Consider the following 25,734-nt stretch of genomic DNA (forward strand, 5'->3'; position numbering starts at 1 on the left):
GCCCGGACTCCCCGTGGGAGTCCGGGCCGCTTCACGTCGGGGGCCGGCCGCGGGCCGGCGGGGCCGATCGCGCCGTTCGCGCCGCGCCGGGAGACCGGCGGGTCACACCACCTGGTGCAGCCAGCGCACCGGTGCTCCCTCGCCGGCGTGCCGGAACGACTCCAGCTCGTCGTCCCACGGCTTGCCGAGGAGCTTGGCGAGTTCGCCCTCGAGGTCCGTCTCGCCGCGCCGACTGCGCAGCAGGGCGGCGCGCAGCCGGTCCTCCGGGATCAGGATGTCGCCGTGAATGCCGGTGACGGCGTGGAAGATGCCGAGGTCGGGCGTGCAGCTGTAGCGCTCCCCCTCGGCCGTGGCGCAGGGCTCGGCGGTGACCTCGAAGCGCAGCATCTGCCAGCCGCGCAGCGCGGACGCCAGCTTGGAGGCCGTGCCGACCTCGCCCTTCCAGGAGAACTCCGAGCGCCAGGTGCCGGGCGCGGCGGGCTGCCGGATCCAGTCGAGGCCGACGCGCGTGCCGAGCACCCCGGCGACGGCCCACTCGACGTGCGGGCACAACGCGCGCGGCGCGGAGTGCACGTACAGAACTCCACGTGTCGTCACCGGGACCTCCGGGCAGAGCGGGACAGTCTTGCAGGCTGACAGGGCGGCGGTGGCAGGCAGCCGCGCTGATGGCGAGGCTACCGTGCGGCGGCGCAAGGAGTGTGACGTACCGTCGGTCCCAGTGCCGTGAAACGTCCGCCTTTCACTCGGCAGGACGCCTGTGCGGGCATGGAGCGTTCCATCTTGTGGGTGTCATTCGCCGGGAACTCCCGTGCGTTGTCATGAGGAGAGCGTGTTCGAAGATCGGACAGAGTCGGCGGAGTCGAGGGGAACAGCAGCGGATGCGGATGCGAAACCGGCACGCGCGGGCCCTGCTCGCGGGCACGACGGCGGCCGTCCTGGGGCTGGCCGGCTGCGACGCCCAGGGGGGCGACGGCGCGGGGGCGCCCGGCACCCGGGCCCGGCAGGCGAAGCCGTCGCCGACGTCGCTGTGGGACACCAGCCCCGACTCGGTGGCGGCGGTCGGCGACTCGATCACGCGCGGCTTCGACGCCTGCGGCGTCCTCGCGGACTGTCCCGAGGTGTCCTGGGCGACCGGCAGCAGCGCCGAGGTGAACAGTCTCGCCGTCCGGCTGCTGGGCGCGGCGAAGGCGGCCACGCACAGCTGGAACCACGCCGAGACCGGGGCGCGGATGGCGGACCTGCCGGCCCAGATGGTGCGGGCGGCGGCGCAGAAGCCGCAGTTGGTGGCGGTGATGACGGGCGCGAACGACGCGTGCCGGAAGTCGACGGCGGCGATGACGCCGGTGGCGGACTTCCGCGCCCAGTTCGAGGAGGCGCTCCGCACGCTGCGGCGCGCGCTGCCGACGACGCAGGTGTACGTGGCGAGCGTGCCGAACCTCAAGCGGCTGTGGTCGCAGGGGCGGACGAACGCGCTGGGCAAGCAGGTGTGGAAGCTGGGCATCTGTCCGTCGATGCTGGGCGACGCGGACGCGCTGGACTCGGCGGCGACGCTGCGGCGGGCGACCGTCCAGAAGCGGGTGGAGGAGTACAACACGGTGCTGAAGGAGGTCTGCGCGAAGGACGCGCGGTGCCGGTTCGACGGGGGCGCGGTGTACGACTTCCGGTTCGGCACCGATCAGCTGAGTCACTGGGACTGGTTCCATCCGAGCAAGGACGGGCAGGCGCGGCTCGCGGAGATGGCGTATCGCAAGGTCACCGCGAAGACCTCGTGACCTAAGGTTCCGCCCATGAGCGAACACTTCGGAACACTTTCCGACGGCACCGCGGTGCACCGCTGGACCTTGGAGCGGGCGGGAACCCGGGTGCGGGTGCTGTCCTACGGCGGGATCGTGCAGTCCGTCGAGGTCCCGGACCGCGACGGCCGCCCGGCGGACGTGGTCCTGGGTTTCGCGGACCTGGACGGCTATCTCTCCCACCCCGAGCCCTACCTCGGCGCTTTGGTGGGGCGGTACGCCAACCGGATCGCGCACGCCCGCTTCCGGCTGGACGGTCTGACGTACGCGCTGGAGCCCAACAACGCGCCGAACTCCCTGCACGGCGGCGCGCGCGGCTTCGACAAGCGGGTGTGGGAGGTGGAGCCGGTCGAGCACGGGCTGCGGCTGAGCCGGGTCAGCGCGCACGGCGAGGAGGGCTTCCCGGGCCGGCTGGAGGTGTCGGCGACGTACACGCTCGACGCGTCGGGGGCGCTGCGCTTCGTGTACGAGGCGGTCACGGACGCGCCGACGACGGTCAACCTGACCAACCACAGCTACTTCAACCTCGGCGGCCCCGGCAGCGGCGGCGCCGGCGGGCACGAGCTGCGGCTGGCCGCCTCCCGCTACACGCCGGTGGACGCCGACCTGATCCCGACCGGGGAACTCGCGCCGGTGGCGGGCACCCGCTTCGACTTCCGCGCGTCGCGCAAGGTCGACTCCGGCTACGATCACAACTTCGTGCTGGACAAGGGCGTCACGGACGCGCCGGCCGAGGTGGCCGAGCTGCACGATCCTTCGTCGGGACGGGTGCTGACGGTGGCGACGACCGAGCCGGGGCTCCAGTTCTACACCGCCGACCACCTCGGCGAGCCGTTCGCGTCCGGCGAGGGCGTCGCGCTGGAGACCCAGCACTTCCCCGACTCGCCGAACCGCCCGGAGTTCCCGAGCACCGTGCTGAGGCCGGGCGAGGTCTACCGGTCGGAGACGGTGTACGGCTTCTCCGCCCGGTAGGCCGACGGAGGCGGGCGCGCGAAGCCGCGCGGGGTCCGCGAGCCGTAGGCCCGGAGAGAAAGCATTGCCCCGGTCCAGGGGTCAGGTCCCGGACCGGGGCTGTTCACGGAGGCGTCCAGCGCCTCATCACACGGTAATCGTCGCGGTGTTCCTCCGGTCGGCGATCGAGCGGCCCGCCTGGATTTCGTACGAACCCTTCACAAAGAACCACCGGTCGTCCGCCTCGTCGGCCCCCGGCCGTCGGCCCCCGGCGGCCTACGGGCGGCTCACTGGTCCCAGGCGACCGCGAGGGCCTTGCTCACCGCGCACACGAGCGCGAAGCCCAGTGCCCAGCCGTGCGCGCCGACGGCCCAGAGCGCGACGACCCCGGCCCCGAACCAGGCCGCTTCGAAACCGACCCGGCCGGCGCCGCTGAACGCGAAGCGGGCCCGCGGCGATCCGCACAGCGCCCAGAGCACGATCAGCGCCGCCGGGGCGGCGAGCCCCAGCAGCCAGGGGTACGCGGTGGAGAAGCCCCAGAGGGAGACGGCCGCGAGCGCGGCCAGCTCGATCAGGAAGAGGACGACCAGGTTGGCCGTCTTCACGGGCGGCGGTGTCATCGGTTCACGGCGCCGGGCCGCCCGGACGCAGGGGACGCGCCGGCGCCGTCCTGGCCGGCGGTGTCCGCGTCGGCCGCCGGGTCCGCGGCGTCCGTCCCTTCTCCCTCGGAGATCTCCTCGCCGAGCAGCTCGCGGGCGAGCAGGGTGGCGCCGGCGACCGCGCCCGGCATCAGGAACACGGCGACGAAGGGCACCAGGAAGGCCAGCCCCAGGGGCGTGCCGAAGCCCCAGATCAGCGTCTTGCGGGAGCGGAACAGGGCGAGGCGCGCGCGCAGGTCGACGTCGCGGCGCTGCAGGGCGACCGCGGCGAGCTCCTCGGTGAGGAAGAAGCCGGTGACGAAGAACCCGAGCACCGGCACGACCGTCTGGCCGACGACCGGGACGAACCCGAGGGCGAACAGCAGCACCGCCCACACCAGCGCGCGGGCCAGCACGCGCAGGCTGTCCCGGGCGGAGATCCACAGCTCCCGCCAGAGCGGCAGCCCGGACTCGGGGGCCGTGCCGTCGGGCGAGACGTCCCGGTCGACCCGCTCGGAGAGGCTCTCGTAGAAGGGCTGGCCGATGAGCAGGGTCACGGCGGTGAAGGTCAGGACGGCGAGAAGAAGGCCGAGAGCGAACAGCACGGCGGTGAGGAAGCCGCGGAAGAGGCCGATCCAGGGGCTGGACCAGTCGTCGGCGAACGGCGTCGCCCACCCCACGAAGTCCTCGCCCCACACCGCGAGCGCCACCAGCGCCGCGAGGTACAGGACGAGCGTGATCAGGCCGGGGACCAGTCCGAACCCGTACTGCCTGCCGTGCCGGGCCACCCACCGCTGGCCCTTCAGCAGGTACTGGAAACCCACCCCGAGATCGCGCATGACCGAATTCTATCGGCCGGGCCCACCTCACCAGCGGGCGCCCGAGAGGGCCGCGCTGGGCCATCCGGGGCATCGGTGACACCAACGCCCTCCTGCCGCAGTTGAGTCGAACAGGCACACCTCGCCGTACCGATCTCCGGAAGCAACGATCCCGGAAGCCCCTGTCCGGGATCGTCCGAAGGGCAGTTCCCGCAGGTCGCACAGGCGTCGATCATCAGGACACACGCAAGCAGCGGGCTGGTTGAGGAGAACGGATGACTCGATTGACTCGGACGACCAAGGAGATCCACGGCAGCGTCGCCGAAGGATTCGAAGCGGTGCGGGAGGAGTTCGCCGCGTTCGTGGCGGAGGAACAGCCCGACTACGAGGGCCAGTTGTGCGCGTATGTGCACGGCCGACGGGTCGTCGACCTGTGGGCGTCCGCGGAGGGGGCCGGACCCGACTCCCTCTACGGCGTCTACTCGTCGACCAAGGGCGCCGCCCATCTCGTGGTCGCCCTGCTGGTCCAGGAGGGCACTCTGGAGCTGGACCGCAAAGTCACCTACTACTGGCCGGAGTTCGCCTCCGAGGGCAAGGGGGCGCTGACCCTGCGCGACCTGCTCGCGCACCGGGCGGGGGTGGTCGGCACGGACGGCGGGTTCTCGCCGCAGGAACTGGCCGACGACCGGCAGCTCGCCGAACGCCTGGCCGATCAGCGACCGTTCTGGCGGCCTGGCTCCGCCTTCGGCTACCACGCGCTGGTCATCGGGGCGCTCACCGGCGAGGTCGTCCGGCGGGCCACGGGCCGCACCCTCCAGGAGGTGTACGCGGAGCGGGTGCGCGTCCCGTACGGGCTGGACTTCTTCCTGGGGCTGCCGGCGGCGCACGAACCGCGGTTCCGCACCGCGCAGCCGATGGCGCCGACCGCCGGGCAGCGGGAGCTGCTGGACGCCCTGCCCGGCGGACCGCACACGCTGGCCGCCGTCGCCTTCAACCGGCACGGCGCCCAGCCGACCGACCTCGAACTGCTGCCCAACGACCCCCTGATCCGGGCCCGCGGGCCGGCCTCGGTGGGCGGGGTGGCGTCGGCGCGCGGGCTGGCCGGCATGTACGCGGCGGCGATCAGCGAGACCGGCGGGAAGGCGCCGCTGCTGAAGGAGGACACGGCGGCGGAGTTCGGGCAGCTGCACTCGGTGGGCCACGACGTGGTGGCGCGCTCGCACAAGGCGTACGGCCTCGGCTTCCAGGCCACCGCGGACACCTGGTACCCGTTCCTGGGCGTCGGCGCGTTCGGGCACAGCGGGGCGGGCGGCTCCCAGGCCTTCGCGGACCCGCGCAGCGGGCTGGCCTACGGCTACACGCGACGCCGGTGCGCCTTCCCGGGCGGCGCGGCGCCGGAGAACGAGCGGCTGGTGAAGGCGGCGCACACCGCGGCCCTCGCACACCCCTGACGTCGGGGCGGCCGGTGCGGGCGACAGGACGGTCGGCCGCGCGCAGGGACAGCCGACGCACGGGACCGTCGGCGCACGGGACGGCCGACGCATCGGACCGTCGGCGCACGGGACCGTCGGCGCACGGGACCGTCGGCGCATGGGACGGTCGACCGCGCAGGACGTTCGGCGCGTGCCGCGACGAGGTCCCGGGGCGGGCGGCCGAGCGCGGGCCGCACCCCACGTCCAGGGGTGCGGCCCGCGCGGGCGGGGGCGGGGGCGGGGGCGGGGTCAGAGCTTGACGATCATCTTCCCGGTGTTGTCGCCGCGCAGGACGCCGAGGAACGCCTCGAGGTTGTTCTCGATGCCCTCGACGACCGTCTCGCGGTACTTCAGCTCACCGGATCGGACCCAGGCGCCGACCTCCTGGACGAACTGCGGCTGCAGGTCGTAGTGGTCGCCGACGAGGAGTCCCTCGATGCGGCCGCGGGTCTGGATGAGGCGGGCGAGGTTCTTCGGGCCGGGGGCCGCCTCGGTGTTGTTGTAGACGGAGATCATGCCGCAGATCGCGATGCGGCCCTTCAGGTTGAGGGAGCCGATGGCCGCCTCGAGGTGGTCGCCGCCGACGTTGTCGAAGTAGACGTCGATCCCGTCGGGGGCGGCGGCGCGCAGCTGCTCGGCGACCGGGCCGTTCTTGTAGTTGAAGGCGGCGTCGAAGCCGTACTCCTCGACCAGGAGCTTGACCTTCTCGTCGGAGCCGGCCGAGCCGATGACCCGGGAGGCGCCCTTGAGCCGGGCGATCTGGCCGACCTGGCTGCCGACGGCGCCGGCCGCGCCGGACACGAAGACGGAGTCGCCCTCCTTGAAGGAGGCGGTGCGCAGCAGTCCGGCGTAGGCGGTGAGGCCGGTCATGCCGAGGACGCCGAGGTAGGTGGACAGGGGCGCGGCGTCGGGGTCGACCTTGACGGCCTGCTTGGCGTCGAAGACCGCGTACTCGCGCCAGCCGCCGAAGTGCAGGACGTGGTCGCCGGGCGCCACACCCTCCGCCTCGGAGGCGACGACCTCGCCGACCGCCCCGCCCTGCATGGCCTTGCCCAGCTCGTAGGGGGCGGTGTAGGACTTGGCGCTGCTCATGCGGCCGCGCATGTAGGGGTCGACGGAGACGTACGCGTTGCGCACCAGCACCTCGCCCGGACCGGGCCGACGGATCTCCGTCTCGGCCAGCTCGAAGTCCTCGGGCTTCGGCCAGCCGACGGGGCGGCTGAGCAGACGCCATTCGCGGCCGGTGGCGGGGAGGGCCGAGTCAGTCATGGGGGGCTGCCTTTCACGTGTGGAGAGCGCGTCGGTACGGAAATGCTTCATTACCTGAAACAACCATGCTCCTGAATATTTCAGGATGTCAAGTAAACGGGTACCCTGGATCCATGGCCGCCTCACATCCGACCCCTCGTCCAGCTGCTCCGACCGCCTTGCCCGACGCCCTGACCATGGAGGTCGTCGAGCTGATCGGCGAGGTCGTGGCGCGCTTCTACGAGGACTACGAGGAGGCCGCCGCCGACCACTCCCTCACCGGGGCGCAGGCCCGGCTGCTGAGTCTGCTCTCGCTGGAGCCGCTGCCGATGCGCAAGCTGGCGCAGAAGCTGAAGTGCGAGCCGTCCAACGTGACCGGCATCGTGGACCGCCTGGAATCCCGCGGCCTGGTCGAACGCCGCCCCGACCCGGCCGACCGCCGGGTGAAGCTGGCTGCGGCGACGGACGAGGGCCGTGACATCGCCAAGGGTCTGCGCGAGTCGCTGCGGTTCGCCCGGGAGCCGCTGGCCGGGCTGGCGGAACAGGAGCGGGTGGTGCTGCGGGGACTGCTGCGGCGGATGCTGACCGCGGAGGACGGCCGCCCCTAGAGTCCGTCTGGGCCCGCGACGCTCCGCATAGCCGCCACGAGATTCGCTTCACCCTCAGACGGACGGCGCAGCACTCTGTCGCCGCGGGTGTGACGACGAAAGCGGCCCCGAGCGGCCGGGACGGCACGCTCAGGACCGCTCAGGGCCGCTCAGGGCCGCTCGGAACCGCTCGGGCGCCGCTTCAGGGAGTGCGGGACCGCTCCGGGACCGTTCCTCGGCTCAGGTTTTCTTCCGGGTCGTCATGAAGCGCTGCACCAGGATGAACGCGCACAGCAGCACACCGGTGGCGATCTTCGTCCACCAGGAGCTCAGCGTGCCCTCGAACTGGATGATGCTCTTGATGAGGCCGAGCACCAGCACGCCGAACAGGGTCCCCAGCACATAGCCGGAGCCGCCGGTCAGCAGCGTGCCGCCGATGACGACCGCGGCGATCGCGTCGAGCTCCATGCCGGTGGCGTGCAGCGGGTCGCCGGACTGGATGTAGAGGGTGAAGAGGAGGCCGGCGAGCGCCGAGCAGAACCCGCTCACCGTGTACACGGCGATCTTCGTGCCGCCCTGCGGGAGGCCCATCAGCATGGCCGACTGCTCGTTGCCGCCGATGGCGTACACCCGGCGTCCGAAGCGCGTGTAGTGCAGGACGTAGAACGCCACGGCGAGGACCACCAGCGAGACGATCGCGCCGATCGACACGAAGCCCATCCCCAGCGACACCTGCGCCTGGGCCATGCTGCTCACCGAGGCGTCGCCGATGGAGATCGACTCCTTGCTGATGACCAGGCACAGACCGCGGAACAGGAAGAGACCGGCGAGGGTCACGATGAAGGGCTGGATCTCGAAGTTGTGGATCACATAGCCCATCAGGAAGCCGCCGAAGGCCCCCACCGCCAGCGCCATCGGGATCACGACGACGATCGGCAGCCCCTGGCGCTCCACCAGCCAGGCGGTGAACATCGTCGTGAAGCCGATCATCGACCCGACGGAGAGGTCGATGCCGCCGGACAGGATGACGAAGGTGACGCCGACCGCGGCGACCAGCAGATAGCCGTTGTCGATGAACAGGTTCAGGAAGACCTGCGGTTCGGCGAACCCGTAGAACTGGTAGCGGCCGAGGCCCACCCCGTACATCACGAGGAAGAGCAGGGCCGTCACGCCGACAGGCAGCCGCCGGTCACCGAGCAGACGCGCGGCCTTGGACGGGGTACGGCTCTCGGAGGCCGTGGGGCTCTGGGTGGTCGCGCTCATCACGACACCTCCATCTTGGGAGCGGCCTCGGTCGCCGCGGCGGGGTCCGCCGGGGTCGCGGCGGGCTTCGCGCCGCCCTTCGCGCCGAACCGGGCGGCGAACTTCGCCCCGAAGACCTTGTCGCGGAACTTCGGGGACTGCAGCAGGCAGACGACGATGACGACGGCGGCCTTGAAGACCAGGTTGGTCTGGGTCGGCACGCCGATGGTGTAGATCGTGGTGGTCAGCGTCTGGATGACGAGGGCGCCGACCACCGTGCCGCCGATGGAGAACCGGCCGCCCAGCAGCGAGGTGCCGCCGATCACCACGGCGAGGATGGCGTCGAGCTCGATCCACAGGCCGGCGTTGTTGCCGTCGGCGGCCGAGGTGTTGGAGCTGATCATCAGGCCGGCGATGCCCGCGCAGAGCGCGCAGAACATGTAGACGAGGATCTTGATGCGCCGGGACCTGATGCCGACCAGGCGGCTCGCCTCGGCGTTGCCGCCGACGGCCTCCACCAGCAGGCCGAGCGCCGTGCGGCGGGTGAGCGCCACGGTGACGACCACGACCGCGGCCACCACGAAGATGGAGAACGGCAGCGTCAGCCAGTAGCCGCCGCCGATCAGCTTGTACGGCTCGCTGTTGATGGTGATGATCTGGCCGTCCGTGATCAGCTGGGCGACACCGCGGCCGGCGACCATGATGATCAGGGTGGCGATGATCGGCTGGATGCCCATCCGGGCGACGAGGAAGCCGTTCCACAGACCGCACACGACCGCGGCCAGCAGGCCGAGGCCCATGGCGAGCAGCACTCCGGCCAGCGCGCCCTGGTCCTTCTGGTCGCTGATGTACGAGCAGGCCAGCGCTCCGGTGATGGCGACCACCGCGCCGACGGAGAGGTCGATGCCGCCGGTGGCGATGACGACGGTCATGCCGACCGCCACCAGGATGAGCGGCGACCCGAACAGCACGATCGACACGAGGCTGCCGTAGAGGTGGCCGTCCGCCATCTTGATCGAGAAGAAGTCGGGCGTGAAGGGGACGTTGACGAGCAGCAGGAGGACGAGCACCGCCACCGGCCAGAACAGATGGTGGCGCGTCAGCGCCCGCCACCGGGAAGAGGTGGTCGAAGACGTGGTCACTGGTGCTCTCCGCTCGCGATGGTCTCCAGGATCCGGCTCGTGGTGATCTCGGGCCCGTTGGCGATCTGCGCCACCAGCCGGCGGTCGCGCAGCACTCCGATGGTGTGGCTGAGCCGGAGTACCTCCTCCAGCTCGGCCGCGATGTACAGCACGGACATCCCGTCCTCGGAGAGGGAGACGACGAGCTTCTGGATCTCCGCCTTCGCGCCGATGTCGATGCCGCGCGTCGGCTCGTCCAGGATCAGCAGCTTCGGCTGGGTGATCAGCCAGCGCGCCAGCAGCACCTTCTGCTGGTTGCCGCCGCTGAGCTGGCCCACCCTGGCCTCGGGGTTGGCGGGACGGATGTCCAGGGCCTTGATGTACTTGGCGACCAGTTCGTCGCGCTGGGCGGCCGGGATGGGCCGGGTCCAGCCGCGTGAGGCCTGCAGGGCCAGGATGATGTTCTCCCGCACCGTGAGATCGGGCACCAGGCCCTCGCTCTTGCGGTTCTCGGAACAGAAGGCGATGCCCGCGTTGATCGCGTCGTTGGGGGCGCTCATCGAGACCTGCTTGCCGTCGATGGACACCGTGCCCGCGTCCGGCTGGTCGGCGCCGAACAGCAGCCGGGCGAGTTCGGTGCGTCCCGAACCGAGCAGGCCGGCCAGTCCGATGACCTCGCCCTTCTTGATCTCCAGGTCGAACGGCGCGATACGGCCGGTCTTGCCGAGGCCCTGCGCGTGCAGCAGGGTCTCGCCCGCCTCGGCGCGCTGCTGCTGCTCCTGGAGCTCGTCGAGCTGGCCCATGGCCTTGCCGAGCATGAGCTGGACGAGGCCGACCTGGTCGAGGTCGCTCACCATGTGCTCGCCGACCAGGGTGCCGTTGCGCAGCACGGTCATCCGGTCGCAGATCTCGTAGATCTGGTCGAGGAAGTGCGACACGAACAGGATCGCCACGCCCTCGTCCTTCAACCGCCGCATCAGCGCGAACAGTTGCAGGACCTCGTCGCGGTCGAGGCTGGAGGTCGGCTCGTCGAGGATGAGCACCTTGGTGCCCGGTCCGTCGCCGCCGCCGGTGTTCAACGACCGCACGATCGCGACCAGTTGCTGCACGGCGAGGGGGTACGACGACAGCGGGGCGGAGACGTCGATGTCGAGTCCGAGCCGGTCCACCAGCTCCGCGGCCTCCCGGCGCAGCCGCTTCCACTGGATGCGGCCCATGCGGGTGGGCTCACGGCCGATGAAGATGTTCTCCGCCACCGACAGGTTGGGGCAGAGGTTGACCTCCTGGTACACCGTGCTGATGCCGGCCTGCTGGGCCTGCAGCGGGCTGGCGATGCGCACGGACGCGCCGTCCAGGGTGATCGTGCCGCCGTCCAGGGAGTACACCCCGGTCAGCACCTTGATGAGGGTGGACTTGCCTGCCCCGTTCTCGCCCATCAGGGCGTGGATCTCGCCGGGGAAGAGCCGGAAGTCGACGCCCGACAGAGCCCGTACCCCCGGGAACTCCTTGACTATGCCCGCCATTTCCAGGACGGGCCGCGGCTCTGCCATGGCAGCGCTCCTCTTGATTGGTTCAGGCCCGCAGGGAGCCCCGGGGACCGATGGCGCTCGGTCGGCCGGAGGCTCCCTGCCGGTGGGTGTGTCGGTCAGTACTTGCGGCTCGGGAGCGCGGCCTTGGCCTGGTCCTGCATGAAGTCGCCCTCCTTGGTCTTGATCCAGCGCTCGACCTTCTCGCCGTTCTTGACCTTCTTCACGACGTCCATCAGCTGGGGGCCGAGCAGCGGGTTGCACTCGACGATGGCGTTGATCTTGCCCTCGGACATGGCCACGAAGCCGTCCTTCACGCCGTCGATCGAGACGATCAGGATGTCCTTGCCGGGCTTCTTGCCCGCCGCCTCGATGGACTGGATGGCGCCGATGGCCATGTCGTCGTTGTGCGCGAACAGGACGTTGACGTCCGGGTTGGACTGCAGGAAGGCGGCCATGACCTGCTTGCCGCCGGCGCGGGTGAAGTCACCGGTCTGGCTGACGACGACCTTCCAGTCGTCCTTGTGCTCGGCGTCCATGACCTCCTTGAAGCCCTTGGCGCGCTCGATGGCCGGGGCGGCGCCGGTGGTGCCCTCCAGCTGGGCGATCTTCACCGGGCCCTTGAGGCCGGCCTTGGCGATGACCTTCTCGAGGATCTTGGCGGCGCGGCGGCCCTCGTCGGTGAAGTCGGAGCCGACGAGCGTGACGTACAGGGAGTCGTCCGAGGTCTCCACGGAGCGGTCGGTGAGGACCACCGGGATCTTCGCCGCCTTGGCCTCCTTGAGAACCGCGTCCCAGCCCGTGACGACCACCGGCGAGAAGGCGATGACGTCGACCTTCTGGGTGATGTAGCTGCGGATCGCGGAGATCTGGTTCTCCTGCTTCTGCTGGGCGTCGGAGAACTGCAGCTTGTAGCCGGCCTCCTTGGCCGCGGACTTCACGGAGTCGGTGTTGGCGCTGCGCCAGCCGCTCTCCGAGCCGACCTGGGAGAAGCCCAGCGTGATCGTCTTGCCGCCGCCGGAGGAGGAGTCGGAGGAGCTGTCGTCCTTCTTGGCGCAGGCGGTCAGGCCGCCCGCCGCCGCCACGCCGACCGCGACCGTGAGGAAGTTCCTTCTGCTGAGCATGTTCTTCTCCTTTGAAGAGCCGGCCCGGGGACGGACCTGCTGGTACTTGAGTGGACCGGCTGTCGTGCGTCCAGCCTGTCGATCATTGTTCGGAATTTCGGCCATAAGGCTGCGTAAATCGGCCGACGGTAGGTCAGCGGGGCACGCCCTCCGGTTGAGCGGCTTGAGGGAACGTGCTCGCGCGGACGACGAGTTGGGGTTCGATCGCGATCCGGGGCGTGGCCGCGGGCGGCGGGCCCTCGATCAGCTCCAGGAGCAACGCGATGCCGCGCCTGCCCACCGCCGCGAAGTCCTGCCGGACGGTGGTCAGGGGAGGTGCGAAGTACTCCGACTCCGGGATGTCGTCGAAGCCGACCACCGCCACGTCCTGGGGCGTGCGGACCCCCGCTTCCCGCAGGGCCCGCAACACCCCCAGCGCCATCTGGTCGTTGGCGGCGAAGACCGCGGTCAGCCCCCGGCCCACCCAGCCGGCCAGTTCCTGGCCCGCGCGGTAGCCCGACAGCGGACTCCAGTCACCGCTCAGCGTCATGGGCGGCTCGACGCCCGCGGCCTCGAGGGTCGCCCGCCAGCCGGCGGCCCGGTCGGCCGCCTCCTGCCAGTCCTCGGGCCCGGCGAGATGCCAGACGCTGCGATGGCCGGCGGCCAGCAGATGACCCGTCGCGAGCTGCGCCCCCAGGTGCTGGTCCACGCTCACGGCGGGGATGTCCACGCCCGACCCGCTGCCCACGATCACCACGGGGAACGGACGGCGCAGTTCGGCCAGCGCGTCCACCGCGGACCGCTGCGGGGCGATGGCGACCACTCCTTCGACCCCGCCCTCACTGAGGTGGTCCAGGGCCTCGGAGAGCGTCTCCATGGTCAGTTTGCGCAGGCTGACCGTCGAGACGAGATACCCCTCGGACCGTGCCGCCTCCTCGAGCGCGAACAGCGTGCTGGCCGGCCCGTGGAGGGTGGTGTCGGAGGCGACGACGCCCAGCGTCCGGGTGCGCCGGGTCGCCAGGGCCCGTGCGGAGAAGTTGCGGCGATAGCCCATCTCCTCGATCGCCCGGAGCACTCTGGCCCGTGTCTCCTCCCGCACGTTGGGGTGATCCCCCAGCACACGGGACACGGTCTGGTGCGACACGCCGGCCTGGCGTGCCACGTCGGCCATGGTGGGCGGCCGAAGCCTGGTGTGTGCCACGTACGCCCCTCCTCGGCTCTCGTTCGTGGGTACGACTTGCGATGCGGGCGGAGTGTTCCGCGCCGCGGATGTCACTCCGGAGTCCCGGAGGGCCCAACGGGAGCGGCGGAGAAGACGAGTCGGGACGCTGTGCGCACGACGCTCCACCTCCCATGCCGCCGTTGGGCATTGACATGAACGCGGAGGTCATTGTGAGCGCTAACAATTCATGGCGGTCAAGAGGGTTGCGACCAATCGTCGTCACGGTTCCATAACGCGATCTACGCAGTTGACGCATATGGCCAGGTCAAAGGCCGATTCGCGGTTCCTGGCAGCCGCGCCGGCCGGAGGCCCGACGGCGGCCCTCACGGCCGGCTCGGACGCCGGCCGGCCCTCGCCGGACGGCTTTCACCGTCCGGGGGACATCCCGCGCGCAGCCCTGGACGGGATGTCCAAACGCGTTGGCCGACCGCACAACTGCGCACAGAATCAACCATGTGCGGGGGCCGGCGCGGACGCTGGACTGCTCGGCGGCAGCCTCAGGAGCACCACCACAGGAACCGGGTGCAGGTCTCCGAGGGCGAGGGCTTCGGGGTCGGGGACGGCGCCGACGCGCCGGAGGTCGGGATGGGGCCGGCGACCTGGAGGAGCCGGGGCGGACGCCCGACTGGGCCTCCTTGTCCGGGCCCGGCGCGGTGGTCGCGGCCGTCGGGGACGGCGAGGCCGACGCGGAGGCGGAGACCGAGGCCGAGGGGTCCGGGGAGGGCGAGGCGTCGCCCCGGCCCGTGCCCGTGCGGTCGTCCAGGGGCCGCCCGGACGCGCTGGGCTCCGCCGCCGACCCGTCGACCTCGTCCGACTCCCCGCCGGCCGCCGCCGGGTTGGTCGGCGAGGAGAAACCGGGCGCGTCCACGCCCAGTTCGGCCAGGCTCAGGCCGCCCGCCGCGAGGACGAAGCCGACGCCGATCAGCACCACGCGCCTGCGGCGCCGGCGGTGGGCGGAGGCCTTGCGGTCGCGACGGCTCGCCTCCGGTGCGGCGGTCGCGCCTCCCGGCCCGCGCCGGCTTCCCCGACCCTGCTCCCGTCGCCGCGCGGCCCGCCCCTGCGTCTCGCCGTCCGCGGGGCCCGGCTCGTCGCGCCCACCCGAGGGGTCGCGATCGTCGCGGGCGGCGCGGTCGTCCCATGCGTCACCGGGCGTCCCGGTCGCCGATGCGACGGCGTGGCGTTCCGGCTCGTGGCGGGCCGGTCCGGGCTCGTAGCGGACGGCTTCGGGCTCGTACCCTTGCGACTGGTCCGCGTCCGGCGAATACGCGCGCAGCTGTTCGGCGGGTGTGCCGCAGCCCGGGCAGGCGAGGGCGCCGTTGAGGTGCCGTCGGCACGGGTGGCAGTAGTCCATGACGCGGAGAGACTAAGTTCCCGGAAGCATGCGTTCCCGGTTGCACCTGTGAAAGTTGTGTGGGAAACCGGCCATACGACGCGTCAACTAGAGTGACTTACCCCACAAGGTCGCGACCCAAAGTCCGAAAGCGTCATCGAAACTGTCGAAAGGGATACTTGCCGCCCCATTGACACCCCGCTCACGCGGTCTTTACTGTCTGGTCAGCATTTCGAACGCGTGACGAAATCTCGAACGGCTTGAAGGGTTACCTCCGTGCGCATCACCGGTATCAGCACGCATGTGGTCGGAACGCCGTGGCGCAACCTGACCTACGTCCTGGTGCACACCGACGAGGGCCTCACGGGCGTCGGGGAGACCCGCATGCTGGGCCACACGGACGCGCTGATCGGCTACCTGAAGGAGGCCGAGGCCAACCACATTCTCGGCTCCGACCCCTTCGCCGTCGAGGACCTCGCGCGCCGCATGAAGTACGGCGACTACGGGCGGGCCGGCGAGATCGTCATGTCGGGCATCGCCGTCGTCGAGATGGCCTGCTGGGACATCAAGGGCAAGGCGCTCGGCGTCCCGGTCTGGCAGCTCCTCGGCGGGAAGGTCACCGACAAGGTCAAGGCCTACGCCAACGGCTGGTACACCACCGAACGGACCCCGGAGGCCTACCACAAGGCCGCCAGGGGCGTCATGGAGCGCGGCTACCGGGCACTCAAGATCGACCCCTTCGGCACCGGTCACTTCGAGCTGGACCACCAGCAGAGCCTCTACGCCGTCTCCCTGATCGAGGCCGTGCGCGACGCCATCGGGCCGGAGGCCGAGCTGATGCTGGAGATGCACGGCCGCTTCTCCCCCGCCACCGCCGTACGGCTGGCCAAGGAGCTCGCGCCCTTCAAGCCCGCGTGGCTGGAGGAGCCGTGCCCGCCGGAGAACCTGAAGGCCCTGGAGAAGATCGCCGCCAAGGTGGACATCCCGGTCGCCACCGGTGAGCGCATCCACGACCGCATCGAGTTCCGCGAGCTGTTCGAGAGCCAGGCCGTCGACATCATCCAGCCGGACGTCGGCCACCTCGGCGGCATCTGGGAGACCCGCAAGCTCGCCGCCACCGCCGAGGCGCACTACGTGCTCGTCGCCCCGCACAACGTCGGCGGGCCGGTCCTCACCGCCGCCTCCCTCCAGGTCGGTTTCACCACCCCGAACTTCAAGATCCTCGAGCACTTCAACGACTTCGCCGACGCGGAGATCAAGAAGGTCGTCAAGGGCGCGCCCGAAGTGATCGACGGCTACTTCCACCTCTCCGACGAGCCCGGCCTCGGCGTCGAGCTGGACGTGGACGCGGCCGCCGAGTTCCCGCAGCAGCAGGCGCGCTTCGACCTCTGGGCCGAGGGCTGGGAACAGCGCAAGCCGAAGGCCGCCGAGCAGTGAGCACCGCCGTCGTGGTCGAGGCGCCGGGCGAGCATCGCATCGTCCCGCACGAACCGCGGCAGCCGGACCCCGGCGAAGCGCTGGTCCGCGTCCACGCGACCGGCATCTGCGGCAGCGACCGCGAGGTCTACCACGGCAACCGGCCCGACGGGTACGTGCGCTACCCGGTGACCCCCGGCCACGAGTGGTCCGGGACGGTCGAGGCGGTCGGCGCCGGGGTCCCCCTGTCGCTCGTCGACCGCAAGGTGGTGGGCGAGGGCTTTCGCAACTGCCAGGTCTGCGACCGCTGCCACACCGGCGCGACGACGCTGTGCACGGAAGGGTACGAGGAGACCGGCTTCACGCAGCCGGGGGCCATGGCCGCCACCCTCACCCTGCCGGCACGGCTGCTGCACGCCCTTCCGGACGACGCCGACCTCACCGCGGCGGCCCTGCTGGAACCGGCGGCCTGCGTCGCGGCCGCCGCGATCAAGGCGCACGCCCTGCCGGGCGAGCGGGTGGCCGTCGTCGGCACAGGGACGCTCGGCATGTTCGCCGTGCAGTTCCTCAAGGCGGGCTCGCCCGCCGAGCTGCTGGTCGTGGGCACGTGCGGCGACCGGGAGGCACTCTCCCGGCAGTTCGGCGCCACCGACTACCGCACCAGTGACCACGAGCTCCCGGACGACATGGACGTCGTCATCGAGACCGCCGGGTCCACGACCGCCGCACAGACAGCCGCCTCGCTGCTCAGGCGCGGTGGCCGGCTGGTGCTGACGGGTATCCCGGCTCCCGGTGCGGCCGGGCTCGACCCGACGTACCTCGTCGTCCGCCAACTGGAGGTGCACACCGTCTTCGGGGCTCCACCGGACGCCTGGGCCTACACGGTCCGGGTGTTCGGGGCCGGGCTGCTCGATCCGCTGCCGCTCATCACGCACGAGCTGCCGCTGACCGCGTTCGCCGATGCCATCGAGCTGGTCGGCTCGGGTGATCCGAAGGTGGGCAAGGTGCTGCTCAGGCCGTAGGCCCCCGCCAAGCCGTACACCGGCTCGGGGCGTCCTGACGCGCCCCGGGCCGGTGTACACCCAGCCCAGCACGACCTGAGCCGCGAACCTTGACCGTCATATCGAACACGAAGGACGACTTGTGACCACCGACGCTTCCACCACGGCAGCTCGCCGACCTGGTGAGCAGGCGCTCGCCACGCTCGGACTGAGCGCGCCCGCTCTCGATCCCGCCGACGCCTCACCCCATGGGTTCCCGGGCGGCGGCCGCTGGCGCACCGAGGTCCCTTCGTGCGAGGGCCCCGAAGCGCTGTCCGTCATACTGAAGGAGTCCTCGCGCCTCGACGTGCCGATCCACCGGATCAGCCAGGGCAGCGGCGTGTGGATGCTGACCGACGCCGAGATCACCGACATGGTCGAGTCCACCGCCGAGCGCGACATCGAGCTGTGCCTGTTCACCGGTCCGCGCGGCACCTGGGACATCGGCGCCTCGACCCGCACCGACTCCCGGGGCGGCGGGCTGCGCGCCCGCGGCCACGACGCCGTCGCGGGGTGCGTGGAAGACGCCGTGCGGGCGACGGAGTTGGGCGTCAAGTGCCTCCTCGTGGCCGACGAGGGCGTCCTGTGGACGCTGCACCGCGCCCGTCTGGCGGGCGTCATCCCGGCCGACACGACGCTGAAGGTGTCGGCGCTCATCGGCCCGGTCAACCCGGCCGCGTACGCGGTGTACGAGCGTCTCGGCGCCGACTCCGTCAACGTGCCCAGCGACCTGACGCTCGATCACCTCACGGAGATCCGGCGGGTGTCGGCCGCCCCCATGGACATGTACATCGAGGCCCCCGACGATCTCGGGGGGTACATTCGGATGTACGAGGTCGCCGAGCTGATCCGGCGAGGCGCACCGCTTTACCTGAAGTTCGGCCTCTCCAAGGCGCCGGGCATCTACCCTTACGGCCATCACATGCGCGACGTGGCGCTCGCCACGGCCCGGGAACGGGTGCGTCGTGGTCGCCTCGCCCTCGACCTGCTCGCCCGTCACGGGGCGGACGGCGACATGGCCCCTCCAGGCTCGCGACTGCCCGGTGAACTGAACAGGTTCGACGCCGGGTCATAACGTTCCGGAAACCTTGCTTCACAGAAGCCGACACAGGCGCGCAGAATCCCACACATCGCTTCTCGGTCTTTCCGGCGTCGCTCCGGAAGCGTCCTTCGCAGCGCGAGACCGATCCCTGCCACACATCAAGCATCAAGGATGATGACCATGCGCAACCGCAGAGCCGCCCTCGCCGCCATAGCCGGAGCCGCTTCCCTCGCCCTCACCCTGTCCGCCTGCGGCCAGTCCAGTGACGGCGGCAGCGAGGAGAAGGCCGGCGACGCCAAGGGCGGCACGATCGGCATCGCGATGCCGACCAAGTCCTCCGAGCGTTGGATCACCGACGGCGCCAACGTCGAGAAGGACCTCAAGGCCAAGGGCTACAAGACCAAGCTGGTCTTCGGCGAGGACGACCCCGACCAGCAGGTCTCGCAGATCGAGAACCTGATCACCCAGGGCGTCAAGGCGCTGATCATCGCGGCGATCGACAACAAGTCGCTGAACAACGTCCTCCAGCAGGCCGCCGACGCCAAGATCCCGGTCATCTCCTACGACCGCCTGATCCTCGGCTCGAAGAACGTCGACTACTACGCGTCCTTCGACAACGAGAAGGTCGGCAAGCTCCAGGCCACCTACCTCGTGGACAAGCTGGGCCTGGCGTCCGGCAAGGGCCCCTTCAACATCGAGCTCTTCGCCGGCTCCAACGACGACAACAACACGAAGTACTTCTTCAACGGCGCGATGAGCGTCCTGAAGCCGTACATCGACAGCAAGAAGCTCGTCGTCAAGTCCGGCCAGACCGCGATGACCCAGGTCACCACCCTGCGCTGGGACGGCGCGACCGCCCAGAAGCGCATGGAGGACATCCTCACCTCGTCGTACAAGAGCGGCAAGGTCGACGCCGTGCTCTCGCCCTACGACGGCATCTCCATCGGCATCATCGCCGCGCTGAAGTCGGACGGCTACGGCACCGCCGCCAAGCCCCTGCCGGTCATCAGCGGCCAGGACGCCGAGCTGGCCTCCGTGAAGTCGATCATCGCCGGCCAGCAGTCGATGACCGTCTACAAGGACCTCCGCAAGCTCGCCCAGGTCGCCACGGACATGGTCGACGCCACCCTGAACGGCAAGAAGCCCGAGATCAACGACACCAAGTCGTACGACAACGGCACCAAGGTCGTCCCCGCCTACCTGCTGCAGCCGGTCAGCGTCGACAAGACGAACTACCAGAAGGAGCTCGTCGACGGCGGCTACTACACCGCGGACCAGCTCAAGTAAGCGTCGAACCTTACGGATTGGAAGGCACGACCATGGCGGGACCCGTCCTGGAAATGCGCTCGATCGTCAAGACCTTTCCCGGCGTCAAGGCGCTGTCAGACGTCTCATTGACCGTCCGTCAGGGCGAGGTCCACGCCATCTGCGGTGAGAACGGCGCCGGAAAGTCCACCTTGATGAAGGTGCTCTCCGGCGTCCATCCCCACGGCAGCTACGGGGGCGACATCCTCTTCGAGGGGGAGGTCGTCCAGTTCAAGGACATCCGGGCGAGCGAGCAGCACGGCATTGTGATCATCCACCAGGAGCTGGCGCTGTCGCCGTACCTGTCCCTGGCGGAGAACATCTTCCTCGGCAACGAACACGCCAAGGGCGGGTTCATCGACTGGCGGGAGACGCTGCGGCACGCCACGGAGCTGCTGCGCCGGGTGGGTCTGAGCGACCACCCGGAGACCCGCGTCGCCGACATCGGCGTCGGCAAGCAGCAGCTCGTGGAGATCGCCAAGGCGCTCTCCAAGAAGGTGAAGCTGCTCATCCTCGACGAGCCCACCGCGGCGCTGAACGACGAGGACAGCGGCAAGCTCCTGGATCTGATCCTGGAGCTGAAGAAGCAGGGCATCACCTCGATCATCATCTCCCACAAGCTCAACGAGATCCGCAAGGTCGCGGACTCGGTGACGATCATTCGCGACGGGCACTCCATCGAGACGCTCGACGTGAAGTCGGCGGAGACGACCGAGGACCGGATCATCAGCGGCATGGTCGGCCGCGACCTCGACCACCGCTTCCCCGAGCGCACCCCGCACGAGGCGGCGGAGCAGGACGCGGCTCCCGCCCTGGAGATCCGCGACTGGACCGTGCACCACCCGATCGACCAGCAGCGCAAGGTGGTCGACGACGTGTCGATCCAGGTGCGCCGCGGGGAGATCGTCGGCATCGCCGGCCTCATGGGCGCGGGCCGCACCGAGCTCGCCATGAGCGTCTTCGGACGCACCTACGGCCGGCACGCGGGCGGCACCGTCCTCAAGGACGGCAAGGAGATCCGTACGAAGACGGTCGCCGAGGCCATCGGCCACGGCATCGCGTACGTCACCGAGGACCGCAAGCACTACGGCCTCAACCTCATCGACACGATCAACCGCAACATCTCGCTGACCGCCCTGAACAAGGTCGCGAAGCGGGGCGTGGTCGACGAGCACGAGGAGCGGCAGGTCTCCGAGGGCTACCGCAAGTCGATGAACATCAAGGCGCCGACCGTCTTCGAGCCGGTGGGCAAGCTGTCCGGCGGCAACCAGCAGAAGGTCGTCCTCAGCAAGTGGATCTTCGCGGGTCCTGACGTGCTGATCCTGGACGAACCGACGCGCGGCATCGACGTCGGCGCCAAGTTCGAGATCTACACGGTCATCGACCAGCTGGCCGCCCAGGGCAAGGCGGTCGTCTTCATCTCCTCCGAGCTGCCGGAACTGCTCGGCATGTGCGACCGCATCTACACGATGGCCGCCGGACGGCTCACGGGCGAGTTCCCGCGGGCCGAGGCCACGCAGGAAGTGCTGATGCGTCAGATGACGAAGGACAAAGAGGTAACGCGATGAGCACGGACGTGACCGACAAGAGCCCGGCGGCCGCGCCGCCCGGGAAGAGCGGGGGCTCCGCCTCCGGCGGCGGGCTGCTGCAGGTGATGCTGGACGGCCTGCGCCGCAACATGCGCCAGTACGGCATGCTGATCGCGCTCGGCCTGCTCGTCGTCCTCTTCCAGGTGTGGACCGGCGGCGACCTGCTGCTGCCGCGCAACGTCTCCAACCTGGTCCTGCAGAACAGCTACATCCTGATCCTCGCGATCGGCATGATGCTGGTGATCATCGCAGGCCACATCGACCTGTCGGTCGGCTCGCTGACGGCGTTCACGGGCGCCTTCGCGGCCGTCCTCACCGTCCAGCACGACGTGGCGTGGCCCGTGGCGCTGGTGCTGTGCCTCATCGTGGGCGCGGTGGCCGGCTCGGTGCAGGGCTTCCTGATCGCCTATCTCGGCATACCCTCCTTCATCGTCACCCTCGCGGGCATGCTGCTCTTCCGCGGTCTGACGGAGATCCTCCTGAAGGGCCAGACCCTCGGCCCGTTCCCGGACGGTCTGCAGAAGATGGGCAACGGCTTCCTGCCGGAGGTCGGCCCGGAGACCAACTACCACAACATCACGCTGCTGCTGGGCTTCGCCCTGCTGGCCTTCGTGGTGCTCCAGGAGATCCGGGACCGCAAGCGTCAGCAGGAGTTCGCGCTCGACGTGGTGCCGACGAACCTCTTCCTGCTCAAGCTCGTCGCCATCGCCGCCGCGGTCCTCACGGTCACGATGCTGCTCGCCAGCTACAAGGGCGCGCCGATCATCCTGATCATCCTCGGCCTCCTGGTGGTCGGCTACGGCTACATCATGCGCAACGCCGTCTTCGGCCGTCACATCTACGCGATCGGCGGCAACCTGCCGGCGGCGAAGCTGTCCGGCGTGAAGGACAAGAAGGTCACCTTCCTCGTCTTCCTGAACATGGGCGTGCTCGCGGCCCTGGCGGGTCTCGTGGTCGCCGCCCGTCTGAACGCGGCGTCGCCGAAGGCGGGCCTCAACTTCGAACTCGAGGCGATCGCCTCGTCGTTCATCGGCGGCGCGTCCATGAGCGGCGGCGTCGGCACGGTCCTCGGCGCGATCATCGGCGGTCTCGTCCTCGGCGTGCTGAACAACGGCATGAACCTCCTGAGCGTCGGCACCGACTGGCAGCAGGTCATCAAGGGCCTCGCCCTGCTGATCGCGGTCGGCTTCGACGTCTGGAACAAGCGCAAGTCCGGTTCCTGAACCGATGAGCGGGCCCCGCCTCCACGGCGGGGCCCGCTCGTGTGTCCAGGGGCGGGCGACAACGGGAAGTGGAAGGCGGGAAGCAGTGAAGACGCTCTTCGGCACGCTGGCCGACGGCACCGAGGTCTCCAGCTGGTCGCTGGAGAACGGCGGGACCCGGCTGAAGGTCCTCGACTACGGCGGGATCGTGCAGTCCCTGGAGATCCCCGACCGGGACGGCCGGTACGCCAACGTCTCCCTCGGGTTCTCCGCCCTCGACGACTACGTGGCCGGCAGCCCGTACTTCGGAGCGCTGATCGGCCGCTTCGGCAACCGCATCGCCGCGGGCCGCTTCACTCTGGACGGCGAGAGCCACCAACTGCCCCTCAACGACGAGGACCGCAGTCTGCACGGCGGCGTCGAGGGCTTCGACCGGCGCGTCTGGGACGTCGAGCCGTTCACCGAGGGACCGGACGTCGGTCTGCGCCTGCGTCTGACGAGCCCCGACGGCGAGATGGGCTACCCCGGCACCCTCGAGGCAAGCGTGTCGTACACCCTCACCGGCGACGGCGACTGGCGCATCGACTACGAGGCCACCACCGACCGCGCCACCGTCGTCAACCTCACCAACCACGTCTACTGGAACCTCGCCGGCGAGGGCAGCGGCCCGGTGCACGACCACGAGCTGGAGATCGCCGCCGCCCGCTACCTGCCCGTCGACAAGGGGCTCATCCCCACCGGCGAACTCGCCGACGTCGCCGGCACCCCCTTCGACTTCCGCACGGCCAAGGCCGTCGGCCGCGACCTGCGCGTCGCCCACGAGCAGTCGCTGCACTGCAAGGGCTTCGACCACAACTTCGTCCTCGACAAGGGCGTCACCGCCCGGCCGGAGCCGGTCGCCGTGCTGCGGGACCCCGCCTCCGGCCGCACCCTGAGCATCGCGACCACCGAGCCGGGCCTGCAGTTCTACTCGGGCAACTTCCTCGACGGCACGCTCGTCGGCACCGGCGGCCGCACCTACCGTCAGGGCGACGCGCTCTGCCTGGAGACCCAGCACTTCCCGGACGCGCCGAACCAGCCGTCGTTCCCCTCCACGGTGCTGCGCCCCGGGCAGACGTACCGGTCGACGACGGTCCACTCGTTCGGTTCCTGACCGCCCGCACGGCCGACGACCCCTGATTCACAGTTAAACTAGAACCTCTCACCGGTTTCTCAGCGGTTGAACACCGTCACCCGAACCCCCGTATGTAAGGACGGCCCGTGCTCCCCCGCGCGGGCCACCCAATGACGACGGGCCCGGTCGTCCCCGCCGGGCCCGCCCCATACGGAGGTTCCATGGCCGACAACGTCTCCTCGTTGTTCCGCAACAACGCGGCGCACAGCCCGTCGATGGCGGCGCTGACACGGGAGGGCGGCGAGGGGGTCGGCCCGGTGGACTTCTGCATACCCTGCAACCCCTACTTCCCCACTCCGGCGATGTTCGACGAGATGGCGGCCCGGCTGCGGGACATCATCACGTACTACCCGAGCAGCGCCGACACCATCACCGCGGAGCTGTGCAGCCTGCTGCAACTCCCGCCGCAGGCCGTTGCCATGGGCAACGGCTCGACCGAGCTGATCACCTGGATCGACCATCTGCTGGTCCGTGAGTCGCTCGCCGTCCCGGTCCCCACCTTCGGCCGCTGGACCGACCAGCCCATGGAGACCGGCAAGCGGGTCGACATGTTCCCGCTCCAGGAGTCCAGCGGCTTCGCCCTCGACCTCGCGCAGTACGCCGAGTTCATCCGCGCGCGCGGCACCAGGGCCGCGGTCATCTGCAACCCGAACAACCCGGACGGCGGGTTCCTGCACAAGCACGCCATCGTCCAGTTCATGGACGCGATGGCCGACCTGGACCTGATCGTCATCGACGAGTCGTTCCTGGAGTTCGCGGACGCCGAGGCCGAGCCGAGCGTCGTCCAGGAGGCGATGCTGCGGCCCAACGTGATCGTCCTGCGCAGCCTGGGCAAGAACTTCGGCCTGCACGGGATCCGCTTCGGCTACCTGGTCGCCAACCCGGCGCTGGCCGGCCGGGTCCGCTCGATGCTCCCGAAGTGGAACCTCAACTCCTTCGCGGAGCATGTGGTGTTCATCCTCAAGCAGCACGGCGCCGAGTACGCGCAGAGCCTGATGCAGGTCCGCCGGGACCGCCTCGACATGGCGAGTCAGCTCAGCGCCCTGCCGGGCCTGACCGTCTACCCCTCCCAGGGGAACTTCCTCTTCGTGCGCCTGCCCGTCGGCGCCGAGGGGACCGTGGTCCGCGACCGGCTGCTCGCCGAGCATCGCATCCTGGTCCGCGAGTGCGGCAACAAGATCGGCTCGTCGAGCCGCTTCCTGCGGCTCGTGGTGCGCCCCCAGGTGGACGTGCGTCGGCTGGTGTCCGGCATGGAGCAGGTGCTCTACGGGACCAGGAGGGGAGCCGCCGTGCCCGAGCTGAGCGCCGGCGTCGGGTACAGCTCGGGCACGGCGGCGGTGGACCGGCTGGTCACCAACGGGGCGGGCATGCCCGGTCTCGCCGCTCAGGCCATGGGCTTCGCACCGCCGGGACTGGTGGCGGCCGCACCGGCCGCCGTCCCGGCCGCGGTCGCCGCGGCGCCCGCTCCTGCTGCGCCGCAGCCCGCGCCGTCCGAGGGCGCCGGGGTGCCCCTGCCGGCCGCCGCGCAGATCTTCCCCCAGTCCGTGCCCGCTCCCGCCCCGGTTCCGGCTCCCGCCCCTGTGCCGGCGCCGGCGCCGCCGATGGCCCCGGCGGCCGCGATGGCGCCCCCGCCCATGGCGCCGGCGGCGATGGCCCCGGCTGCCATGTCGCCGGCTGCCATGTCTCCGGCCGCCATGTCGCCCGCGGCGATGACCCCCGCGGCCATGGCCCCCGCGATGGCCCCGCCCATGGCGCCGGTCGCGCCCGCCCCGCCGATGGCGCCGGTCGCTCCCATCCCGCCCATGGGCCCGACGCCGCCCGGCGTCCCGGCCCGCGGCGGCCTCACGGCCGCCCAGGTCAGGGGCACCAACGGTCTCTCCCCCGCCGCGGCCACCGGCTGGCCCAACGCCCAGAG

Annotated in this window: 22 protein-coding genes; 12 read left to right on the forward strand and 10 right to left on the reverse strand. The window is 70.4% G+C overall.

Features of this window, described 5'->3' with window-relative positions; translation table 11 throughout:
* Positions 1 to 102: 102 nt before the first annotated feature.
* Positions 103 to 597, reverse strand: coding sequence for a DUF3145 domain-containing protein (locus tag ABT300_RS25220; RefSeq protein WP_351679760.1), 495 nt, complete (start codon positions 595 to 597; stop codon positions 103 to 105).
* A 281-nt stretch (positions 598 to 878) separates the two neighbouring features.
* Between ABT300_RS25220 and ABT300_RS25225 the strand changes: the two genes are divergently transcribed.
* Positions 879 to 1,772, forward strand: a complete 894-nt coding sequence (locus ABT300_RS25225) for an SGNH/GDSL hydrolase family protein (protein WP_351679763.1) — start codon at positions 879 to 881, stop codon at positions 1,770 to 1,772.
* Positions 1,773 to 1,787: 15 nt separating this feature from the next.
* On the forward strand, positions 1,788 to 2,765 hold the full coding sequence (locus ABT300_RS25230) for an aldose epimerase family protein (RefSeq protein WP_351679766.1): 978 nt from the start codon (positions 1,788 to 1,790) through the stop codon (positions 2,763 to 2,765).
* 266 nt (positions 2,766 to 3,031) lie between these two features.
* Here ABT300_RS25230 and ABT300_RS25235 read toward each other — a convergent pair whose 3' ends face one another.
* Entirely contained in the window at positions 3,032 to 3,349 is a 318-nt protein-coding gene (locus ABT300_RS25235; protein WP_351679769.1) for a YrdB family protein, read from the reverse strand.
* An 11-nt stretch (positions 3,350 to 3,360) separates the two neighbouring features.
* Positions 3,361 to 4,221, reverse strand: a complete 861-nt coding sequence (locus ABT300_RS25240; RefSeq protein ID WP_351679772.1) for an EI24 domain-containing protein — start codon at positions 4,219 to 4,221, stop codon at positions 3,361 to 3,363.
* A gap of 254 nt (positions 4,222 to 4,475) precedes the next feature.
* On the opposite strand from ABT300_RS25240, the gene ABT300_RS25245 reads away from it, so the two are divergent.
* Positions 4,476 to 5,651, forward strand: a complete 1,176-nt coding sequence (locus tag ABT300_RS25245) for a serine hydrolase domain-containing protein (RefSeq protein ID WP_351679774.1) — start codon at positions 4,476 to 4,478, stop codon at positions 5,649 to 5,651.
* A gap of 270 nt (positions 5,652 to 5,921) precedes the next feature.
* Here ABT300_RS25245 and ABT300_RS25250 read toward each other — a convergent pair whose 3' ends face one another.
* Positions 5,922 to 6,941, reverse strand: a complete 1,020-nt coding sequence (locus tag ABT300_RS25250; protein ID WP_351679777.1) for an NADP-dependent oxidoreductase — start codon at positions 6,939 to 6,941, stop codon at positions 5,922 to 5,924.
* A gap of 113 nt (positions 6,942 to 7,054) precedes the next feature.
* Between ABT300_RS25250 and ABT300_RS25255 the strand changes: the two genes are divergently transcribed.
* Positions 7,055 to 7,528, forward strand: a complete 474-nt coding sequence (locus tag ABT300_RS25255) for a MarR family winged helix-turn-helix transcriptional regulator (RefSeq protein ID WP_351679779.1) — start codon at positions 7,055 to 7,057, stop codon at positions 7,526 to 7,528.
* 219 nt (positions 7,529 to 7,747) lie between these two features.
* On the opposite strand, the gene yjfF is transcribed toward ABT300_RS25255, so the two are convergent.
* From yjfF to ABT300_RS44545, 6 genes are all read right to left on the reverse strand, one after another.
* The gene (yjfF, locus tag ABT300_RS25260; RefSeq protein ID WP_319279143.1) at positions 7,748 to 8,770 is read right to left on the reverse strand and encodes a galactofuranose ABC transporter, permease protein YjfF; all 1,023 of its coding nucleotides are present in this window, start codon (positions 8,768 to 8,770) and stop codon (positions 7,748 to 7,750) included.
* On the reverse strand, positions 8,770 to 9,891 hold the full coding sequence (locus tag ABT300_RS25265; RefSeq protein WP_351679782.1) for an ABC transporter permease: 1,122 nt from the start codon (positions 9,889 to 9,891) through the stop codon (positions 8,770 to 8,772). Before ABT300_RS25265 ends, yjfF begins: the two co-directional genes overlap by 1 nt.
* The gene (locus ABT300_RS25270) at positions 9,888 to 11,420 is read right to left on the reverse strand and encodes a sugar ABC transporter ATP-binding protein (protein WP_351679785.1); all 1,533 of its coding nucleotides are present in this window, start codon (positions 11,418 to 11,420) and stop codon (positions 9,888 to 9,890) included. The genes ABT300_RS25265 and ABT300_RS25270 overlap by 4 nt, the downstream gene beginning before the upstream one ends.
* Positions 11,421 to 11,515: 95 nt before the next feature.
* The gene (locus ABT300_RS25275; protein ID WP_351679788.1) at positions 11,516 to 12,520 is read right to left on the reverse strand and encodes an ABC transporter substrate-binding protein; all 1,005 of its coding nucleotides are present in this window, start codon (positions 12,518 to 12,520) and stop codon (positions 11,516 to 11,518) included.
* Between the two features lie 133 nt (positions 12,521 to 12,653).
* Entirely contained in the window at positions 12,654 to 13,700 is a 1,047-nt protein-coding gene (locus ABT300_RS25280; protein ID WP_351679790.1) for a LacI family DNA-binding transcriptional regulator, read from the reverse strand.
* Positions 13,701 to 13,986: 286 nt separating this feature from the next.
* A complete protein-coding gene (locus ABT300_RS44545) occupies positions 13,987 to 15,072 on the reverse strand; it encodes an SCO2400 family protein (protein WP_502977992.1) in 1,086 nt (361 codons plus the stop codon).
* Positions 15,073 to 15,327: 255 nt separating this feature from the next.
* On the opposite strand from ABT300_RS44545, the gene ABT300_RS25285 reads away from it, so the two are divergent.
* The 8 genes from ABT300_RS25285 to ABT300_RS25320 all read left to right on the forward strand — a co-directional run.
* On the forward strand, positions 15,328 to 16,488 hold the full coding sequence (locus tag ABT300_RS25285) for a mandelate racemase/muconate lactonizing enzyme family protein (RefSeq protein WP_351679793.1): 1,161 nt from the start codon (positions 15,328 to 15,330) through the stop codon (positions 16,486 to 16,488).
* On the forward strand, positions 16,485 to 17,489 hold the full coding sequence (locus ABT300_RS25290) for a zinc-dependent alcohol dehydrogenase (protein ID WP_351679796.1): 1,005 nt from the start codon (positions 16,485 to 16,487) through the stop codon (positions 17,487 to 17,489). Before ABT300_RS25285 ends, ABT300_RS25290 begins: the two co-directional genes overlap by 4 nt.
* A gap of 121 nt (positions 17,490 to 17,610) precedes the next feature.
* Entirely contained in the window at positions 17,611 to 18,582 is a 972-nt protein-coding gene (locus tag ABT300_RS25295) for a hypothetical protein (RefSeq protein ID WP_351679799.1), read from the forward strand.
* Between the two features lie 147 nt (positions 18,583 to 18,729).
* On the forward strand, positions 18,730 to 19,836 hold the full coding sequence (chvE, locus tag ABT300_RS25300; protein ID WP_351679801.1) for a multiple monosaccharide ABC transporter substrate-binding protein: 1,107 nt from the start codon (positions 18,730 to 18,732) through the stop codon (positions 19,834 to 19,836).
* A gap of 32 nt (positions 19,837 to 19,868) precedes the next feature.
* Complete coding sequence (gene mmsA, locus ABT300_RS25305; RefSeq protein ID WP_351679803.1) at positions 19,869 to 21,422, forward strand: multiple monosaccharide ABC transporter ATP-binding protein; 1,554 nt, start codon at positions 19,869 to 19,871, stop codon at positions 21,420 to 21,422.
* A complete protein-coding gene (gene mmsB / locus ABT300_RS25310) occupies positions 21,419 to 22,666 on the forward strand; it encodes a multiple monosaccharide ABC transporter permease (RefSeq protein WP_351679806.1) in 1,248 nt (415 codons plus the stop codon). The genes mmsA and mmsB overlap by 4 nt, the downstream gene beginning before the upstream one ends.
* A gap of 4 nt (positions 22,667 to 22,670) precedes the next feature.
* Positions 22,671 to 23,798 carry an aldose epimerase family protein gene (locus ABT300_RS25315; RefSeq protein ID WP_502977993.1) on the forward strand — a complete coding sequence of 376 codons (1,128 nt, stop codon included), beginning with the start codon at positions 22,671 to 22,673 and terminating at the stop codon, positions 23,796 to 23,798.
* A 182-nt stretch (positions 23,799 to 23,980) separates the two neighbouring features.
* Positions 23,981 to 25,734: pyridoxal phosphate-dependent aminotransferase (locus tag ABT300_RS25320; protein WP_351679811.1), on the forward strand; the 1,754-nt coding region annotated here is incomplete at its 3' end.

It is taken from the genome of Streptomyces sp. NPDC001027, from assembly GCF_040299045.1.
Classification (GTDB): domain Bacteria; phylum Actinomycetota; class Actinomycetes; order Streptomycetales; family Streptomycetaceae; genus Streptomyces.

What these genes read in the sequence shown, in the direction of transcription:
- ABT300_RS25225 (WP_351679763.1), top strand. Translation starts at nt 879, where the DNA reads ATGCGGATGCGAAACCGGCACGCGCGGGCCCTGCTCGCGGGCACGACG.
- ABT300_RS25230 (WP_351679766.1), top strand. Translation starts at nt 1,788, where the DNA reads ATGAGCGAACACTTCGGAACACTTTCCGACGGCACCGCGGTGCACCGC.
- ABT300_RS25240 (WP_351679772.1), bottom strand. Translation starts at nt 4,221, where the DNA reads ATGCGCGATCTCGGGGTGGGTTTCCAGTACCTGCTGAAGGGCCAGCGG.
- ABT300_RS25245 (WP_351679774.1), top strand. Translation starts at nt 4,476, where the DNA reads ATGACTCGATTGACTCGGACGACCAAGGAGATCCACGGCAGCGTCGCC.
- ABT300_RS25250 (WP_351679777.1), bottom strand. Translation starts at nt 6,941, where the DNA reads ATGACTGACTCGGCCCTCCCCGCCACCGGCCGCGAATGGCGTCTGCTC.
- ABT300_RS25255 (WP_351679779.1), top strand. Translation starts at nt 7,055, where the DNA reads ATGGCCGCCTCACATCCGACCCCTCGTCCAGCTGCTCCGACCGCCTTG.
- yjfF (WP_319279143.1), bottom strand. Translation starts at nt 8,770, where the DNA reads ATGAGCGCGACCACCCAGAGCCCCACGGCCTCCGAGAGCCGTACCCCG.
- ABT300_RS25270 (WP_351679785.1), bottom strand. Translation starts at nt 11,420, where the DNA reads ATGGCAGAGCCGCGGCCCGTCCTGGAAATGGCGGGCATAGTCAAGGAG.
- ABT300_RS25275 (WP_351679788.1), bottom strand. Translation starts at nt 12,520, where the DNA reads ATGCTCAGCAGAAGGAACTTCCTCACGGTCGCGGTCGGCGTGGCGGCG.
- ABT300_RS44545 (WP_502977992.1), bottom strand. Translation starts at nt 15,072, where the DNA reads ATGGACTACTGCCACCCGTGCCGACGGCACCTCAACGGCGCCCTCGCC.
- chvE (WP_351679801.1), top strand. Translation starts at nt 18,730, where the DNA reads ATGCGCAACCGCAGAGCCGCCCTCGCCGCCATAGCCGGAGCCGCTTCC.
- mmsA (WP_351679803.1), top strand. Translation starts at nt 19,869, where the DNA reads ATGGCGGGACCCGTCCTGGAAATGCGCTCGATCGTCAAGACCTTTCCC.
- mmsB (WP_351679806.1), top strand. Translation starts at nt 21,419, where the DNA reads ATGAGCACGGACGTGACCGACAAGAGCCCGGCGGCCGCGCCGCCCGGG.
- ABT300_RS25315 (WP_502977993.1), top strand. Translation starts at nt 22,671, where the DNA reads ATGAGCGGGCCCCGCCTCCACGGCGGGGCCCGCTCGTGTGTCCAGGGG.